The 18,091-nt window shown below is 57.6% G+C and carries 14 protein-coding genes, 3 pseudogenes and 1 riboswitch; of the genes and pseudogenes, 3 read left to right on the top strand and 14 right to left on the bottom strand.

Going from position 1 to position 18,091, the window contains the following annotated elements:
* Positions 1–36: 36 nt before the first annotated feature.
* The 3 genes from AC0L6A_RS13480 (at position 37) to AC0L6A_RS13470 (ending at position 2,259) form a co-directional block, all read left to right on the top strand.
* On the top strand, positions 37–864 hold the full coding sequence (locus AC0L6A_RS13480; protein ID WP_473290755.1) for a trypsin-like serine peptidase: 828 nt from the start codon (positions 37–39) through the stop codon (positions 862–864).
* 13 nt (positions 865–877) lie between these two features.
* Entirely contained in the window at positions 878–1,684 is an 807-nt protein-coding gene (locus AC0L6A_RS13475; RefSeq protein WP_473290754.1) for a trypsin-like serine peptidase, read from the top strand.
* 122 nt (positions 1,685–1,806) lie between these two features.
* On the top strand, positions 1,807–2,259 hold the full coding sequence (locus tag AC0L6A_RS13470) for an Hsp20 family protein (protein ID WP_473290753.1): 453 nt from the start codon (positions 1,807–1,809) through the stop codon (positions 2,257–2,259).
* A 50-nt stretch (positions 2,260–2,309) separates the two neighbouring features.
* On the opposite strand, the gene AC0L6A_RS13465 is transcribed toward AC0L6A_RS13470, so the two are convergent.
* The 14 genes and pseudogenes from AC0L6A_RS13465 to AC0L6A_RS13400 all read right to left on the bottom strand — a co-directional run bounded on the left by AC0L6A_RS13465 (position 2,310) and on the right by AC0L6A_RS13400 (position 18,044).
* On the bottom strand, positions 2,310–3,188 hold the full coding sequence (locus AC0L6A_RS13465) for a DMT family transporter (RefSeq protein WP_473290751.1): 879 nt from the start codon (positions 3,186–3,188) through the stop codon (positions 2,310–2,312).
* 75 nt (positions 3,189–3,263) lie between these two features.
* A riboswitch (FMN riboswitch) is annotated at positions 3,264–3,412 on the bottom strand.
* Positions 3,413–3,913: 501 nt separating this feature from the next.
* On the bottom strand, positions 3,914–5,875 hold the full coding sequence (locus AC0L6A_RS13460; protein WP_473290750.1) for a vWA domain-containing protein: 1,962 nt from the start codon (positions 5,873–5,875) through the stop codon (positions 3,914–3,916).
* Positions 5,872–6,412, bottom strand: a pseudogene (locus AC0L6A_RS13455) (RNA polymerase sigma factor). The gene AC0L6A_RS13460 and the pseudogene AC0L6A_RS13455 overlap by 4 nt, the downstream one beginning before the upstream one ends.
* 122 nt (positions 6,413–6,534) lie before the next feature.
* On the bottom strand, positions 6,535–6,945 hold the full coding sequence (locus tag AC0L6A_RS13450) for a hypothetical protein (protein ID WP_473290749.1): 411 nt from the start codon (positions 6,943–6,945) through the stop codon (positions 6,535–6,537).
* A 155-nt stretch (positions 6,946–7,100) separates the two neighbouring features.
* A complete protein-coding gene (locus AC0L6A_RS13445) occupies positions 7,101–8,579 on the bottom strand; it encodes an NAD-dependent succinate-semialdehyde dehydrogenase (protein ID WP_473293496.1) in 1,479 nt (492 codons plus the stop codon).
* Positions 8,580–8,852: 273 nt separating this feature from the next.
* Positions 8,853–9,410 (bottom strand): hypothetical protein, encoded by a 558-nt coding sequence (locus AC0L6A_RS13440; protein ID WP_473290747.1) that lies wholly within the window; start codon positions 9,408–9,410, stop codon positions 8,853–8,855.
* A gap of 25 nt (positions 9,411–9,435) precedes the next feature.
* Positions 9,436–10,434 (bottom strand): P1 family peptidase, encoded by a 999-nt coding sequence (locus tag AC0L6A_RS13435; RefSeq protein ID WP_473290745.1) that lies wholly within the window; start codon positions 10,432–10,434, stop codon positions 9,436–9,438.
* A complete protein-coding gene (locus tag AC0L6A_RS13430) occupies positions 10,434–11,174 on the bottom strand; it encodes an SDR family oxidoreductase (RefSeq protein WP_473290743.1) in 741 nt (246 codons plus the stop codon). The genes AC0L6A_RS13435 and AC0L6A_RS13430 overlap by 1 nt, the downstream gene beginning before the upstream one ends.
* Before the next feature lie 54 nt (positions 11,175–11,228).
* Positions 11,229–12,386, bottom strand: coding sequence for a winged helix-turn-helix domain-containing protein (locus AC0L6A_RS13425; protein ID WP_473290741.1), 1,158 nt, complete (start codon positions 12,384–12,386; stop codon positions 11,229–11,231).
* Positions 12,387–12,389: 3 nt separating this feature from the next.
* A complete protein-coding gene (locus AC0L6A_RS13420; RefSeq protein WP_473290739.1) occupies positions 12,390–13,829 on the bottom strand; it encodes an aldehyde dehydrogenase family protein in 1,440 nt (479 codons plus the stop codon).
* Positions 13,830–15,408, bottom strand: a pseudogene (locus AC0L6A_RS13415) (ABC transporter ATP-binding protein). It abuts the gene before it with no gap.
* Positions 15,405–16,229, bottom strand: a complete 825-nt coding sequence (locus tag AC0L6A_RS13410) for an ABC transporter permease (protein WP_473290737.1) — start codon at positions 16,227–16,229, stop codon at positions 15,405–15,407. The pseudogene AC0L6A_RS13415 and the gene AC0L6A_RS13410 overlap by 4 nt, the downstream one beginning before the upstream one ends.
* Entirely contained in the window at positions 16,226–17,173 is a 948-nt protein-coding gene (locus tag AC0L6A_RS13405) for an ABC transporter permease (RefSeq protein WP_473290735.1), read from the bottom strand. Before AC0L6A_RS13405 ends, AC0L6A_RS13410 begins: the two co-directional genes overlap by 4 nt.
* A gap of 57 nt (positions 17,174–17,230) precedes the next feature.
* Positions 17,231–18,044 (bottom strand): annotated as a pseudogene (locus tag AC0L6A_RS13400) (division plane positioning ATPase MipZ).
* Between the last annotated feature and the right edge of the window lie 47 nt (positions 18,045–18,091).

Raw genomic sequence — 18,091 nt, 5'->3', positions numbered from 1 at the left:
AGGGTGGATCAACCGCCCCGACTAAGGCAGTTGAGTATGAAACATTTTTTGGCACTACTGGTCGCAGCCTTATGGCTGGCTGGTCCTTTGGGGGCATCTGACCCTTCACCTTTGCGCACCCTGATGACGGGGGATGACAGCAAGGGCTGGGAAGCCGTTGGTCGTTTGAATATTGGCGGCGGCAGCTTCTGCACGGGTTCGTTGATCGACGAAAACCTGGTTCTGACAGCGGCGCATTGTCTGTTTGATCGTGATACCGGCGAGCGGTTCAAGTTGTCCGAGATCGAATTTCTGGCCGGCTGGCGAGGAGGGCGCGCATCCGCCTATCGTGGAGTCAAACGTGCAGTTGTTCATCCGGGTTACCAGTTCACCCCTTCCGAAAATCCAACCCGAGTGGCCGAAGACCTTGCACTGTTGGAGCTCGACACCCCAATTCGCAAAATGTCTGTTAAGCCCTTCAAGACATTCTCGCGCCCCCGCAAAGGGGCCGAGGTCGGCGTGGTATCCTATGCCCATGATCGCACGGAAAGCCCAGCATTGCAGGAGACATGCAAAGTACTGGCACGTCAGGGCGGTGCCTTGATTCTAAGCTGCACTGTTGATTTCGGATCTTCCGGCGCTCCGGTTTTCGTACTGGAAGGCGGAGAGCCGCGGATTGTTTCAGTGATCTCGGCCAAGGCCATGGTGCGCGACATTCCCGTGTCTCTTGGAACCGATCTGGAAACCCCATTGGCCGAGATGTACGAGATGTTAGCAGCCGGGGACGGTGTTTTTACCCGAGTTGAGACCGTGCAGAAACCGAAGGTCAAACAGTTGGGATCTGGCGCTGCGGGGGCAGGGGGTGCCAAGTTCGTCCGGCCCTAGTACTCTGTCCTATATGAAGCAGATTCTTTCATCATTTGTTGCGCTATTTCTTTTGTCCCACTCCCTTTTCGCGCAAGAGGGTGGCGCGTTGAAACGTCTGACCCTTCGCAGTGATCTTCTTGGATTGGAAGCGGTTGGGCGGCTCGATATGCCCGGGGGATTTTGCTCGGGTGTGTTGATCGCCAGTGATCTGGTTTTAACGGCTGCGCACTGTTTAGAAGATGCAGTTGCGGCGGGATCACTTGATGGCCTCAAGTTTCGGGCTGGTTTGCGGGACGGTCGGCATGTGGCAGCAAGTGCGGCCAAGCGGATTGTGATGCATCCTAGCTACGATACCGGGCCGAACCCGGACTTTCGCAATATTCGCTACGACATCGGCCTGGTGGAGTTGGCAAACCCAATCTCCACAGCAGTTGCAGCGCCCTTTGCCGTAGAGCCCTTGTCGCGCAAAGAACAAAACCTTTCAGTTGTGAGCTATGCGCGTGGGCGCGCTGATGCCCTGTCGCGCGAAGCACGATGCGCAGTCATTGATCGGGACACAGAGCTTATCATTTTTGATTGTGATATCTGGTTTGGATCCTCTGGGGCTCCGGTCTTCAACACATCCGGGCGACGTCCACGGATTGTGTCGTTGGTTTCGGCCGTCACGAACTATCGGGGTAAGAAAGCCGGGCTTGGTATGATGCTGCCAGCGCGCTTGTCCGAGGTGAAGCAGGCTCTGCGTGCAGGCCGGGGCGTGGTTGGCGGATCAACTGTGAAGTCGCGACGCATTGGGGTTGGACAGAAAAGCGGTGGCGGCGCGCGCTTTGTAAAGCCCTGAAGGGCTTGAACCCGGAAAAATCCCACATATCTTTATTCTACGGATGCCGCCTGGCGGGTCCGTGAACTGCCTGTCCCAGAAGGGAAGGCGCTAATGTATGTCGCTTTGTGAAAGGACACCCAATGCGTAATTTTGACCTGTCGCCCCTATACCGTGCCACTGTTGGTTTCGACCAGATTGCTGATCTGATGGACCGGGTTCTGACAAATGACGTCAGCCGTGACAGCTATCCCCCATACAACATTGAAAAAACGGACGAAGATGCGTGGCGCATTTCCGTCGCTGTCGCCGGGTTCACTGATGAAGAGCTTTCGGTAGAGCTGCGCGATAAAGCCCTGTTCGTATCGGCCAAGAAAGCTGAAGAAGACGAACGCACCTATCTGCATCGTGGGATTGCCACCCGCGCGTTTGAACGTCGCTTCCATCTGGCCGATCACGTCCGTGTGTCGGGCGCGGCCCATGAAAACGGCATGCTGCATATCGACCTCGTGCGCGAAGTGCCCGAAGCACTGAAACCCCGCCGGATCGAGATTGCTGGCAAACATGACGTCGAGGCTACGGCGATCGAAGCCTAAGCCGATGTGACCAATGATACGAAGGGCGCGGGATATCCGCGCCCTTTTTTTTAAGCGGGCTGACGTCGTTCTTGCTCAAGCAGCCAGAAGCTCGCCGCCAGAATGATGGCCGTACCGACCCACATTGACCCTGTGGGCAAGAAGCCAAACACGACGAAACCAAGCACCACATTGAACACCAGTTTCAGATGATCGAAGGGTTGTAGGTATGCGGCATCTGCCATGGAATAGGCGCGTGCCAGAACGTGCTGGGCAAAGGCCGTCACCAGCCCCGCACCCACCACCAACCAGATCGCATTGGCAGGCAATGTGAACCCAGTGCTAAGGGCCAACCCGGCGTTGATCGGGCTGAGCAGCAGCAGTAGGTAGATCGTGATCGTTTCTGTGCTGTCACGATGGGTCAGGAACTTCGTCACGACCGAGCTTGCAGCCCACAAACCCGCTGCACCAACGGGCAACAAGGCGGTCAACTGAAAGCGATCCGACCAAGGCTCCAAGATAATCGCACCACCGATGATGCCCAGCAGAACTGCGCCCCAACGATGGACCGACACATGCTCGCGTAGGATCAGACCTGCGCCAAGCGTCACAAAGAAGGGTGACAGCAGGATCAGCGCAATGGCTTGCCAGATTGGCACGTGTGCTAACCCAAGCGTCCAAAGTTGTACGCCCCCGGCGGCCAAAGCCACACGTAGAACCTGCAACCAAATCTGAGAGGTCTTCATCACCGCAGCACGGTGCCGAAACACCCAAGGCAGATAGAACCCCAATGCAATCAGATATTGCCAAAAAGTGACCGAAGGCGCGGACGCCCCCATCTTCATTGTGGCCCCTTGAAGGGCCGTGTTCACGACAGCGAAACTTGCGCCTGCCAGAACCATCAAACCAGCCGCCTTCACAGGCGCGGTCATAGTAAGCTGATGAGCCATTGCGTAGTGTCCTTTCTTCCTTACGCGTTGACCCAAGGCAGAAGGACAAGGCACACGGAAACGCCGCGCGCCTTAGACCATCCTCTTCCATCCGGACTTTAACCGTCGGCTCTGGAGTTGCACCAGATCTGCTGTCACCCCTTGAAAGGGGCCGCTCGCGGGCTTGGAACGCATAACGCTCCTTTACCGCCGGTGGGGAATTTCACCCCGCCCTGAGAATGTCGCCACCCCGGCAGGGGCAGCGATGGGGAAGGTAGGATGGGGTGTGAGGCGGGTCAAGTCTCATAGTATCGTGTTCATGTGAGGCTTGCGTCGAAACCAGCAACCACTATCTGTGTTAGGAACGTTCGCAATTAAATCTGAGCCAGGTCACAGAAATTGAGTGCAGATCCAAACAAAAACCTACGGCTGCGGGATATAGTGGTTGGCCAGATCGTTTTGTGGACCTTTCTTCCATTTGTGGTGCTCGATCTGTTACGCGTGCTAGAGCCTTTCAGCATTGATTTCCTGTTGAACGCGCTTGGCATGTCTCAACGATGGAGCATGGCTATCACCATTCTTGCTTATCCCTTGGCGATTGCCACGATACTTGAATTGATATGGCCGAGGCGTGGGCGCAACACCGATCAGTCTGGGTCATAAATGAAAAGAGGGAACCGGAGTCCCCTCTTGCTTGTTCCCACCAACCGAGAAGAACGCCATCTCGATCGTGTGTTTGTACTGTCCTAGTTGGACAGGCTTTCGGCCAACCGCATGAGCGTGACCGCCTCGGCGCGGTAACCATAGGGGTCATCGCCCTTCGCGCCGTTGGCCAGATTGATCGCGTCAGAGTATGTCCAATCGCCAAGGTACTTATCTTCGCGCAGAAGCTGCCCGAAGCCGGCGACTGCGGCGGCAAACTGTTGCTCGGTACCCGCATCACCAGTGCCCGCAGTAATGGCGGTTTCGATTAGAGTGCTGATATCTTCCCCCGGACGCTTATAGCGCAGCTTCAGGAAGCCAAGCTCCTCGTTGTCGGTGGTGACGGCCTCTGGCGCATAGCGCAGCGCGTCGGTCAGCACGGCATCGGACCCAACCGGGGTGACCTCGTAGATTGCGGTCACTTGGTGACCCGCACCAATTTCGCCCGCATCCACCTTGTCGTTGTTGAAGTCCTCGCGTTTCAACGCGCGGGTTTCATAGCCGATCAGGCGATATTCAGCGACTTGTGTGGGGTTGAACTCCACTTGGATTTTGACGTCATCTGCCAGTGGAAATAGCGCGCCGGACAGCTGATCGACCAGCACCTTGCGTGCCTCACCCAGCGTGTCGATATAGGCGGCCTGACCGTTGCCGTTTTGGGCCAGCGCTTGCATGGTTACATCGTCCAGATTGCCGCGCCCAAAGCCAAGGATCGACAGATATGTGCCTGTGTCACGTTTCTTGGCGATGTGGTCTTTCAGCTGATCTGGATCGTGAATGCCGACGTTGAAATCTCCGTCCGTGGCTAAAAGAACCCGACCCACTTCGCCGTCGTCAAACATCCGTTCGGCGACTTGGTAAGCAAGTTCGATCCCCTCAGCCCCGGCGGTTGAGCCACCAGCATCCAGCCGGTCCAGCGCTGCCAGAATGGTGGTACGCTCAGCCGCTTTGGTCGGCTCCAAAACCTCGCCCGCGCTGCCAGCGTAAGCGACAATGGCGACTTCATCCTCGGGACGCAGTTCAGACAGCATCATCCGCAAGCTTTGCTTCAGAAGTGGCAGTTTGTCGGGGTCTGACATCGACCCGGATGTATCGATCAAAAAGACGAGGTTCAGGGGCGGGCGTTCATCAACCACGTCGCCTTGAATACCGATCTGAACCAATTGCGTGCCTGCGTTCCATGGGGTTTCCATCGTCGAGACCGTCGGCGCAAAGGGATGCAGGCCTTCGGGGGCGGGATAGGCGTAGGGGAAGTAATTCACCATCTCCTCGATCCGTACGGCATCTGGATTGGGCATGTAGCCCGATTTTAGATCTCGCCGCACAACTGCATAGCTCGCCGTGTCCACGTCGATCGAGAAGGTCGAAACGGGTTCTTCCGCGGTGATTTTTAGGGGTGATGGGGCTTCGTTGGCGTATTCTTCACCACTGTTATCGGTTGGCATCGGAAGGACATCCGGTGCGACCTCGTGGATGATGAAGCTTTCGCTGTCCGCAAAAGTTGACGCGTTGGCCCCTAGCGGGGGTTCGGCAATCACTGCCGGAGCCTCCAGGCCAGCTTGAGAACGCAATTGGGCGGACGTGTCATCCCGCGTACGAGCAGGCTGTTGGGCAAGCTTGCCCAAGGCTTCAGGTGCAGGCTCTGGAGCAATCTCACGCTCGCGCAGCACCTCTTCGACCGTCGGTGTCGGGATCATCGTCACCTCTGGCATTTCCACCTGATCAGCATTTGGCATGACCACAAAAACTGCAAATCCAACGGCGACAATCGCAGTTGTTGCGGACAATCCACCGCGTGTATTCAAAGCGTTCAGCATTTTCGAAACTCCTTTTCCAATCACCCCAAATCTTGGGGCCTCGGAAGTAGGACGCGCGTCAGATCGCGATCCTTGGAAGTCGTCGAAATTTTTCATGGCAAGTGCCAGATCGACCTCTTTCTTCGAAGGCTCTGGCGCAGGCGGGGCCGCGCGCAAGGCGGCCTTCAGATCGTCAAGATCGTCGCTCATATCGCGTCCTCCTCTGCCCGCATTTCACGCAGGCGTTTCTTCACTTCGGACATCCGCCAGGCGATTGTCCCTTCAGACAGGCCCAATACCTCGCCTGCTTGGGCTTGTGTCAGTTCTTCACCCAAAACCAGCGCGACGGTATCGCGCAATTCATCGGGCAGGGCGGTCATGGCTTGGCTTAACCAATCCTGCGCCTCGGCTTCCTCACGGATCGCCTCGCGCCGATTAACCTCCCAATCGCCCCAACCATCTGCAGCTTTGGCATGCGTGGCGGTGCGACGGCGGCGATCATGGGCTGCGTTCACGGCAACACGGTAAAGCCAAGTCGTAAAGCGCGCATCCGCCCGGAAGCTTCGCAGTTTGGCGGGCAGGGCTGCGCAGATATCTTGCGTCAGGTACCTCGGCATCCGTTCGATTGCCAGTGAGGCGATAGGTGAACGCAAAAAGCCGATCATAATTGCGCGACAGAAGGGCCGCGAACGCAGCCCTGTCCCCCGTCGCGGCCGCAAGGGCCAGCTGTTCATCCTGTTCCGTCATCATCTTCACATAGAGTAAGACGCGGCCCGAAGGTCAATCCTTGGCGGGGAAATGAGCTTTTTCGAAGTTGGTCTTTCCAGCCGGTGACTGGCCGCTGATTTCGGAACCTAGGCAGATTGCAATTAGTACAGGCTTCCACGAAAGTTCCCACAGTTGTCGACAACATTCCAGTTCGTCTTGATGAAGCCATTTCCGGCGTCCATTTTCAGCTGTACCCATGCGCGAAACCGACCTTCGTTTCTGATCCAACCCTGAACCTCACGTTCCGCTCTCCATTCCGGCTCCTCGGGCGTAATCACCTTGCAACAGTCGGGATTGTTTTGAACGAAGTCCTCTACTGTTTCATAGGTAACATGGTTCTTGCCCTGGTATTCATCTGCAGCTGGTGATCTGGTGTAGGCGCGATAGCTGATAAATGCCGGCGTTTCCGCCAGTTTAGCAATCTCAGAATCGGAATATCTATGCAATTCGCTTACACACACGCCATTTGCATTTAGTGCCAGAAAGCCAACAATGGCGATCGGTATCGACATTAGAAATAAGAATGTCGGTCTCATGGAAGGCATTCACCCCTCAACTCGTAATTGAGGAAAGTTGGAGCACGCCGGTGCTTCGAAGGCAACCCAAACGGTGGTCAAAAAAAACGGAGGGTCGCCCCTCCGTTTTCCTGTTCATTCTGTAGGTCAGATCAGACCGACATGCAGATGTATTTCATCTCAAGGAAATCCTCGATCCCGTGACGCGAACCTTCGCGGCCGAGGCCCGACTGTTTCACGCCGCCGAACGGTGCGGTCTCGGTCGAGATGATGCCAGTGTTCACGCCGACGATGCCGTATTCCAACGCTTCGGCCACTTTGTAAACGCGGCTTAGGTTGTTGGCGTAGAAGTAAGACGCCAGACCAAAAATCGTGTCATTGGCCTGTGCGATCACGTCGTCTTCGTCCTTGAACTTGAACAGCGGTGCCATTGGGCCGAAGGTCTCGTCGGTCGCGACGTCCATGTCGCGGGAGGCGTTTTTGATGATCGTCGGCTCGAAGAACAGGCCGCCGTTTTCGTGCTCCTTACCGCCAAGGATCACTTCGCCACCTTTCGACGTCGCGTCGGCCACATGCTCTCGCACTTTCTGGACTGCGGCGTCCGAGATCAACGGGCCAAGGGCGATGCCTTCGTTCAGACCGTCACCGACGGGCAGGGCCGATACAGCTTTGGCGAAACGTGCGGCGAAGTCATCATAGACGCCTTCCTGCACGTAAATCCGGTTGGCGCAGACGCAAGTTTGGCCGTTGTTGCGGAACTTACAGGCGATGGCACCTTCCACGGCGGCGTCCAGATCAGCGTCGTCAAAGACGATGAAGGGTGCGTTACCACCCAGTTCCATCGAGCATTTCAGCACTTGATCAGCGGCCTGACGCAGCAGGATGCGGCCCACATTGGTTGATCCGGTGAAGGTCAGTTTGCGCACCAGCGGGTTCTCGCAGAACTCTTTCCCGATGTCCGAGCTGCGCGAGCTGGGCACGATGTTGAAGACGCCCGCAGGGATGCCAGCGCGTTCGGCCAAAACGGCAAGAGCGGTGGCGGAAAGCGGGGTCAGCTCTGCCGGACGTCCGACAAAACCACAACCGGCGGCGATGGCCGGACCACATTTGCGGGTGATCATTGCGTTGGGAAAGTTCCACGGGGTGATCGAGGCGACAACACCGATCGGCTGGCGGATCACCATCAGACGTTTGTCAGGTTGGTGGCCGGGGATGGTTTCACCATAGATGCGTTTGGCCTCTTCGCCGAACCATTCGATGAAGCTGGCGCCATAAGCGATCTCGCCCGTGGCTTCCGCCAGTGGTTTGCCCATTTCAGATGTCAGGATCACAGCCAGATCTGCCTGGTTCTCCATCAACAGCTCAAACCATTTGCGCATGATGTTGGCACGGTCTTTGGCGGTGCGCTTGGCCCATTCACGACCAGCTTTGTCTGCCACTTCAATGGCACGGGCGACTTCGGTGCGTGACAGGTCGGCCACCTGAGCGATAACGTCGCCACGGGCCGGGTTGGTCACGTCAAAGGTCGCGCCATCATCGGCGTCGATCCATTCACCATTTACATAGGCGCGGGTTTCAACTAGCGAGGGGTCTTTCAGCAGCTTCTTGAGCTCGGTGGCATTGGCAGCCATGGTCATCTCTCCCAAATCCTGTGCCGACGGGATCGGTGATCCGGTCGGTGATGTCATGATGTTAACATGTTAAGTAGTTTTGGCGCAAGCGCGCCGGTCCTCTTGGATTCGGACATAGCGCATCAAGGTCCGAAATTCATCCCGATTGGATACATTTTTTTGATCATTTTTTGGAGGGTTGCGCGGGCCTTCCTTTGCCCGCGCATGAATTCTTCGAAGATTCTCAGATTTTACCGCAAGATATGAGCGGTCTTGGCATTTCAGAAGACTGGATCAACGCCCGAAATCTTCCAACCCGCGGTGGTCAATTTCAGACAGGAGCGGCTTCATCACCTCTGGATCAGCGCCTGATGCTTGGATCAAAATGCGTCCGTCTACGATGCCCGACAATTCGCCATCTTGATTGAGGTACTTCAGACGGCCGACACGCTCTAGTTTCATGCCCATCAGGCCCGCATTGGCCATCATGCCAGAAAGCGCACCAACCATAGGGTTGTCGGCCATGATGGTGATCGAGAATTCTTCGCTTCCGTCGCTATAGGTGGCTTCAGCGCCTGCGCCCCCGCCAAACATAGCTATCCCAGCGCTCACCTCGGTCGATACCTCGCGGGTCCAGCCGTCAGGGGCTTCGGGCAAAAACTTTGCAAGGTTGGCGGTCTTCATCGACTGCATCAACTGCTTGGCATATTCCAGTTCTTCCAGCGCATATTGAACGTCGCCTTCTTCATAGGCGGTCAGCGCACTTTTTAATGTGTCCGAGACTTCATCAGCCGCCGCGAAGGTAGGCAGCGTAAGCGCTGTGACTAAGGCCAGTTTGGCGAAATGAGACATGTTAAACTCCTAAGTAAATGGCCGCTCAATTGGCCTTTTGTTTAAATGCATTTGCCCAGCAGGGTAATGTATCACCTGCGGCAGGACCAGCCGCATAGACGCCACGCGCAATGGCGCGCGCAAGGCAGGTGGTGGCCGCATGGCCCAATCGGAGTGCATCAAAACCCGGATCGGGCAAGGGTTTCGCGCCAGTCGCCGCAGCAAAGATCAGATCGCCATCAAACGGCGTGTGGCTAGGATGAATGGCGCGCGCCATACCGTCATGTGCTGCCGTGGCAAGGCGCGTTGCCTGTGCCTGCGTAAGATCCGCATCGGTGGCAATGATCGCGATGGTGGTGTTCTCACCAAGGCGCGCTTCGGGGCGGGGTTCATGGGTTGGATCATGATGGCCCATGCCGTGGCCGCCGAACTCGTTGTTCATCTCCCACGGGGCGGACCAAAACTCCGGTCCGTTGCCCATGGTGACAGATCCCAAGGCGTTTACTGCCACCAGAGCCCCCACGGTGATGCCGCACTCCAGCACAAGCGAGGCTGATCCAAGCCCGCCTTTTAGGTTGGCCGTGGTAGACCCGCTGCCCGCCCCCACGCTGCCAAGCGGGAATGTGGTCGCCGCCGAACCAAGAGCCACACGACCCAGAGCCTTATAGGGGTTCTCGGCCCAGTTTTTGTCACCGCCGTTCAGCAGGTCAAACAGGATTGCGCCGGGCACGATTGGTACGCGTTGGTCGCCGACTTGGAAGCCACGCCCCTCGGCGCGCAGTGCATCTGCTACGCCCGAGGCCGCGTCTAATCCAAAGGCTGACCCTCCAGACAACACCAGCGCATCCACCTGTTGCACCAGTTTGTCAGGGGCCAGAAGGTCGGTTTCGCGCGTGCCGGGGGCGCCGCCCATCACATGTACGGCGGCGGTAAAGGGCGCATCGCCAACCAGCACGGTTGCCCCGGTTTTGATGGTGTTGTCTTCCGCGTTGCCCACTCGCAGCCCCGCCACATCGGTGATAAGATTTTTGGCGCCGGGTTTCATCAGATGCACCGCCCGCCATCAACTTCCATCGCCACACCTGTGACCATGCTGGCTTCGTCCGAGCACAGGAAACACGCGGCGTTCCCCATATCCTCGGGGGTTGAGAAACGACCGATGGGAATGGACGAGACGAACTTTGCGCGCATCTCGGGCGTGTCTTCCCCCATGAAGCTGGACAAAAGCGGCGTTTCACCGGCAACGGGACAGATCGCATTCACGCGCACCCCATGCGGGGCGAGTTCCACGGCCATGGTCTTTGTCGCGGTGATCATCCAGCCCTTTGAAGCGTTGTACCAGTTCAGGTTTGGGCGTGGACTTAGCCCTGCGGTCGACGCGACGTTCAGTATGGAACCCGCCCCTGCGGCTTTCATCCCCGGTACGAAATAGCGCGCGGTCAGGTAAACAGATTTGGCGTTCACCGCCAGAACGCGATCGAATTCGCCCTCATCCACTTCCTCCATCGGCTTGGGCAAGTGGGTAATGCCCGCGTTGTTCACCACGATGTCCACATGGCCCCAAAGTTCATGGGCAGCGCGCGCCATTTGGGCCACGCTGTCGTTTGATGACACGTCAACATGATGGGCTGTACCATCGACTTCATTCGCGACCTCGCGTGCCAATTCGTCGTTCAGATCAGCCACCAGAACCCGCGCGCCCTCGGCTGCGAATTTGCGTACGATGCCTGCACCAAAGCCCGATGCCCCGCCGGTTACGATCGCCGTTTTATCCTGAAGCCGCATCACGTTCTCCCTATGACCTCGTGTAGATTGCGCCCATTTTTCGACCCATGCAAGTCAACCGCGCCCAACCTGCCAATCCGTCGCAGAGAGGCTGGCAAACCGTCCAAAGCGTGCAAGCTCTGCATCAAGTTTTCTGTGTCGTGCTGCCCCCCATTGCACACCCGGCTCTGGCCAGAAGCCGATCACAGACAACACGCCCGTCTTACGATCAGCCTTAAGTTCGACCCGGCCAACAAACCGGTCCCCTTCCAGCAAGGGATAGACGTAGTACCCCCAGCGACGTTGCGCCTTCGGAACGAACATCTCGTTTCGGTAATCAAACCCGAAGAGTTTCTCTAACCGCGCACGATCACGGATCGCTGGGTCGAAAGGGTTCAGGATCCGCAGGCGGGATGTGGGGGTGGGTAGGTTTGACAATCGCGCTTCGATATCGGCAGGCGCGTGTGCCAGATAGCTGCCACCGTCAGCTGTCTCGATTTCAACCGGTATCAGGCTGGCGGCGCTGCACCACTCCTTTGCCTCGCGCGCCGGCATGGCGTCCCAAAACCGCCCGACCTCTCCGGTAGTTGCAAAAGACAAGCGATCAATGGCATTTTCGCACAGCCAGTGAACGGCATCTGAATCAGGGACCGGATCATGCTGCGGAAACACGCGCGATCCTAGATCGTAAAACTTCACGAAGTTTTTCCGATGGCAGGTAGCCAGATCGCCCGCATACCACATTTGATCCAGCGCTTTTTTGTGCGGAGGGCGTGCCCACATTTCACGGCTGTCGGCCTTGGTATCGAATGCATGAGTGGACAGCGCGCCTTCGGCTTCGATACGCGCGCGGATCGTGGCGATCTGTTCCTGACCCAACCCGGATTGATACCACTCTGACCGCCCCATGTAAGCGCCCAAGCGGTCAAACTGGCGTCTCCAATAGGGAAGCACGCGCATGTCGATCAGGCTGGCATCATGTGTGAAGTGTTCAAATAGTTCGCGCGCACGCAATCGTTTCCATACCTCGCTTTCGCGTATGTTCTGATTGCGGCTCCACAAGATATGGTTGTGCGCTCGGGTCACGTTTCGGATCGTGTCGATTTGGACAAAGCCCAGCCGCCAGATCATCTCTTGCAAGTCGACCGATCCGGTGGGGGTGTCGGATAAAAGGTTGGTCCAAAGCCACAGGTGACGCGCATGTCGATTGGACAATCGAAGTGGGGTGTTCATGGTCTACCCGTGTTTCGCTGCGATGGTTTTGAGTTGCGAGAAACCGTAAAGCGCCTCGAACCCTTTTTCACGCCCGTGGCCGGATTTACCAACCCCACCAAAGGGCAGTTCGACACCACCACCCGCGCCGTAATTGTTGATGAAGACTTGTCCTGCACGTAGGCGTTTGGCCAGCCGCATTTGGCGTGCACCATCTGCGGTCCAGATGCTTGCGACCAGTCCAAAATCGGTGGCGTTGGCGATCTGCGCGGCTTCGTCTTCAGTATCAAAGGGGATGATAACCTGCACCGGGCCGAAGACCTCGTCGCGTGCGAGTGCGTGGTCGGGGGGCACATCTGAAAACAGGGTCGGGGGAACAAAATGACCACCCTTGGGCACCTCTGCCAGTTGACCTTGGCCCGCGATTTTCAAGTCATCACCCTTGGTCAAAAATCCTTCTACGATTTCCTTTTGTCGTGCTGAGATCAGTGGCCCAACATTCAAATCAGCCTCAGCCGTACCCACGCGCAGGGCGTCATAGGCTGCGCCCATTCGTGCGACCACATCGTCATAGACCCCTCGCTGGACAAGGATGCGCGAACTGGCCGAGCAGGTTTGGCCTGCGTTCTGAATGCAGGCCCCGACAAGAAATGGAAGCGCCGCGTCGAGGTCTGCATCGTCAAAAACCAGTTGTGGCGATTTACCACCCAGCTCCAGCGTAACTGGCACCACGTTTTGCGCCGCAGCCGCTTGTACAAGCCCGCCCACAGGAACGGATCCGGTGAAGCTGATGTGGTCCACGTCTGGGTGCGCGGACAGGGCTGCGCCGGCTTCCTCGCCCAAGCCGGTCACCACGTTCAAAGCGCCCTTTGGCAGACCAGCTTCTTCAGCAATCCGCGCGAAGGCGAGGGCTGTCAGGCAGGCCTCTTCGGCGGGTTTCAGCACGCAGGCATTGCCCATAGCGAGCGCCGCGCCAACAGAGCGCCCAATGATCTGCATCGGGTAGTTCCACGAGACGATGTGCCCCGTCACCCCATGCGGTTCGCGCAGAGTGTAAACGGTGTAACCGTCCAGATAAGGGATGGTGTCGCCCATCACCTTGTCGGCAGCGCCACCGTAAAATTCCATATAGCGCGCCAGAGCGACAGCGTCGTTGCGCGCTTGCGTCATAGGTTTGCCAACATCATGCGCTTCCATTTCCGTCAGCGCGTCAATGCGAGTTTCCACCAATTGTCCAATGCGGGTCAGAATGCGTCCACGTTCGGTCGCGGTCATTCGCCCCCAATCGCCGTCCAACGCGGTGCGCGCTGCTTTAACGGCGGCACCCACATGTGTGGCAGTTCCGCGTGCGATTTTGGCGAAACACTGCCCGGTCGACGGATCTTCGACGTCGATTGTCTGGTCGGTCTTTTGCCAAGTTCCGCCGATCAATACCTCTTCCGAGTTAAACCAAAGACTGTGCATTTAGGCCTCCTTCCACGCGGGCGGAATTTGCGGTGCCGCGTCGATCAGGTTTCGGGTGTATTCTTGGGTTGGAGCATCAAAAACGGTCTCTGTTTCACCTTCTTCGATGATCTTGCCCGCTCGCATCACCAAAACCCTGTCGGTGATGGATCGCACCACGCCAAGGTCATGGCTGATGAATAGATAAGCCAACCCGTGTTTGGTCTGCAAATCTGCGAGCAGGTCCAAAATATCTGCACGGATAGAGACGTCCAGAGCTGAAACTGCTTCGTCCAGAACAATCAGCTCGGGTCGCAGGATAAGCGCACGGGCAATGGCAATCCGCTGACGTTGGCCGCCTGAGAACTCGTGCGGATAGCGGGTCATGGCCTCTTCGGTCAAGCCGACCTCGGCCAGCGCATGGCGTACCCGCCCGCGCCAGTCATCGGGTCGGTTGCCCAACAGATGAAACGGTTCTGCGACCAGCTTCTCAACCGTCCAGCGTGGGTTGAAGCTGCCATAAGGATCTTGGAACACAACCTGAAGCCCGGTGCGACGGGCAGGGTCCATGTCTGGCGTGATGGGCTGACCGTTTAACAGGATTTCACCGGCTTGCAGTGGTTCCAGCCCTAGAATGGCGCGCGACAGCGTCGACTTCCCGCAGCCGCTTTCCCCAACCAATCCAAGAACTCTCACCCCGGTTAAGCGTGAAGCTCACCCCGTCTACAGCGCGAAACTGCGGGGCGGGGCCAAAGATGCGGGTGCGGGGCAGAGGGTAGTCGCGCACGGCGGCGCGGACTTCCAGCAGCGGTTTTTCCTGTGCGGTCGCTTGTCCGTCCGGCTGGTGTTCTGATGCCTCCAGAAGCTGCCGGGTGTAGGGGTGGGACATGGTGCGAAAAAGCGTTTCTGTCTCGCCCTGTTCCACCACATACCCTTTGCGCATGACCGCAACATGATCCGCCATGCCGGCCACCACGGCAAGGTCATGGGTGATCAGTAAAAGCCCCATATTCTCTTCCGCGACCAGTTCCTTTAGCAGATCGAGGATTTGCGCCTGCGTGGTGACATCCAACGCTGTGGTCGGTTCATCTGCGATCAGAAGGTCCGGATGCAGCGCGATGGCCATGGCGATGCAGACGCGTTGGCGCTGACCCCCAGACAGCTCGTGCGGGTATCGGTCCAGCGGGAAGCGATCTTGCGGCAGACCTACGCGGGTCAGCTTCTCGGCCGCGATGCGTAGGGCGTCAGAGCGGGTCGTGTCCGTGTGGATCAGAAGCGTTTCTGCCACCTGATCCCCGATTGTCTTCACCGGGTTCAGGGCCGTCATCGGTTCTTGAAAAATCATCGAGATGCGTTGGCCGCGGATGGCGCACAGCGCGTCTTCAGAAAGGGTTGAAAGATCCTGATCATCCAGCAGAAGCTGCCCTGAGGTCGCGGACCCGCCTGGCAAAAGCCCCATCAGGGCCAGTGCCGTCATGGATTTACCCGATCCGCTTTCCCCCACCAACCCAACCACCTGACCGGGTGCGATGGACAGGTCCACGTCGTGCAGGATGGGTGTGTCATGGATTGACAGCGAAAGGTTGCGGATCTCGATCATTCGCGCGCCCTTCGGATGCGGGGGTCCAGCAGGTCGCGCAACCCGTCCCCCATAAGGTTCAGACCCAGCACCATTGCAACAATCGCCAATCCCGGCGCGATGGCCAGACGTGGCGTGGTGTAGATCATGGTCTGCGCATCGGCGAGCATCCGGCCCCAACTGGCCGTGGGCGGCTGGGCGCCAAGACCCACATAGCTCAGCCCCGCTTCGGCCAGAATGCCTAACGAGAACTGGATGGTGCCTTGCACAATCAGAAGGTTGGCGATGTTGGGCATGATGTGTTCGACACTGATCCGCGCCTTACCTTTGCCAGCTACGCGTGCGGCCATGATGAACTCGCGCGTCCAGATGGTCAGCGCGCCGCCGCGTGCAACACGGGCGAAGACGGGGATGTTGAAGATGCCGATGGCGATGATGGCATTGGTGGCTGACGGTCCAAAGGTGGCCGTGATCAGGATCGCGATGACCAGCGAGGGGAACGCGAAGATTAGGTCGTTGCCACGCATGATCAATTCGTCCAGCCATCCGCCCCGATTGGCGGCGGCGACCAAGCCCAATGGCACGCCAGCCCCCATGCCGATGCCCACTGCCAAAACGGCGACGGCGATTGAGATGCGTCCGCCCTCCATCAACATGGACAGAAGGTCCCGGCCGAAATGGTCCGTGCCCAGCAGATACTCGGCTGATGGTGGCTCGAGTTTGGCCGCGATATTAAGTGCGGTCACGTCATAGGGTGTCCACAGGAATGAAATCAGAGCGGCCGCAAGCAACACGACGCTGAGGGCGGCACCGATCAGAAGCTGGGCGGGCAGACGGGTCATGCGCGCCTCCTGAGCCGTGGATCGACTACCGCATAGGCGATATCCACAAGGAAGGTCACAAGGATCACGGCGAAAACCAACAGCATGACCACGCTTTCAACAACCACAAGATCACGCTGGGTGATCGCTTGAAAGATCAGCCGCCCAAGACCCGGCAGGAAAAACACGTTCTCGATAATGATCGCGCCTGCCAGAAGAAAGCTGAATTGTAGTCCGATAATGGTCAGAACCGGGATGAAGGCGTTGCGTAATGCATGTCGCCGGGTGGCTTGCGCGACGCTCAGCCCCTTGGCGCGTGCGGTGCGCATATAGTCTTGGTGCAAAACATCCAAAAGCGAAGACCGCATGACGCGGGCAAGGATAGAGGCCTGCGGTAAGGCCAGTGCGATGGCTGGCAGGGTCAGTGCTTTCATTGCGGGGCCAAACCCCTCATCCCATCCGGGAAATCCACCTGCTGAAAACCAGCGCAGTTGGACGGCAAAGACCAAAACCAGAAGCATTGCGAACCAGAAGTTGGGAACTGCGATGCCCAGCTGCGTCACGCCCATGATGGCGTAATCCGATCCGTTTCCGCGCCGGCTGGCGGCAATCATGCCAACGGGAATGGCAATGAAGGTGGAAAGGGTCAAAGCGTAAAGCGCCAGTGGCAGCGAGACCTGCAGGCGCTCCAAAACCAATTCGGCGACGGGCACACGATAGGTGTAGGAGATGCCGAAATCACCGGTGATCAAACCACCGATCCAACTTAGGTATCGCGTCACCAGGGATCCGTTCAAACCAAGCTCGTCGCGCAACGCGGCGACGGTCTCTGGTTGCGCGTTTAGACCCAGCATGAAGGACGCCGGATCGCCGGGAATGACCTCGATCATCGCGAAGATCACCAGTGAGGCGACAACAAGGCTTAGGCCAAGCGACAAAGCGCGGGTGATCAGGTATCGCAACATGGGGCGAGCCTAGCTGTCACCAGCTTTCGCGGAAAGCGAAAACACCACGGGTTGGTGTTAGATTTTCACGTCGACCCCGGGCAGCTTCAGGGACTTCATCAGATCGCGCAATTCTTGTCGTGCGGCGACGTTTGAGATGTTCATCTGCCCCATGACACCAATGTCGCGCAGGTCCAGAAGGGTCAGGCCACGGGTGAAAAGTTCGCGGAAAATGACGCGTTCGTTAAAGCCCGGTGCAACCCGGAAACCGATGCGGCGCGACAGAGTCCTCGATCGCGTCCCCCATCTTTTTCTTGTTGTGCATCATCTGAGCACCAAGACGGTTGCGCACAACAATCCAGTCGACGGGTTTCAGCCCAGCTTTTGCGCGCAGCTGGCGGGCATTCCAAACCATTTCGGAATAGACCGAGGGTCCGGTTACATCGCCGGAAGAGGGATCGATATGGGCCAGAAGGTCGAAATCAACAAAGCTGTCATTCAGCGGCGTGATCAACGTATCTGCAAGCGAATGCGCCACTTGGCTCAAGCGTGTGTGAGAACCGGGGCAGTCGATCAAGATGAAATCCTGACTGTTTTCAAGCGACGCAATGGCCATGGCCAGACGGCGATCATAAGGATTTTCACCTTCTTTCAGATCTGCGGCGTCTACCTCGGGAAGGTCATGATATTCAGGGGTTGGTAGATCGACCCCGGCACGTTCCATCGAAACTTTTCGGTTTTCAATGAACCGGCCAAATGTCTTCTGACGTAGGTCCAGGTCCAGTACGCCAACACGGTGCCCCATGCGCGACAGAGACGTCGCCACATGCATGGACATGGTTGACTTGCCTGCACCACCCTTTTCATTCCCGACAACAATTATATGCGCCACGCCTGTATCCCCAGTATCTTGAGCATTTTTTTCTTCCGGCAACTATA

This window comes from Aliiroseovarius sp. D2-2, assembly GCF_055809455.1.
This window is presented reverse-complemented; position numbering and strand designations above follow the sequence as displayed.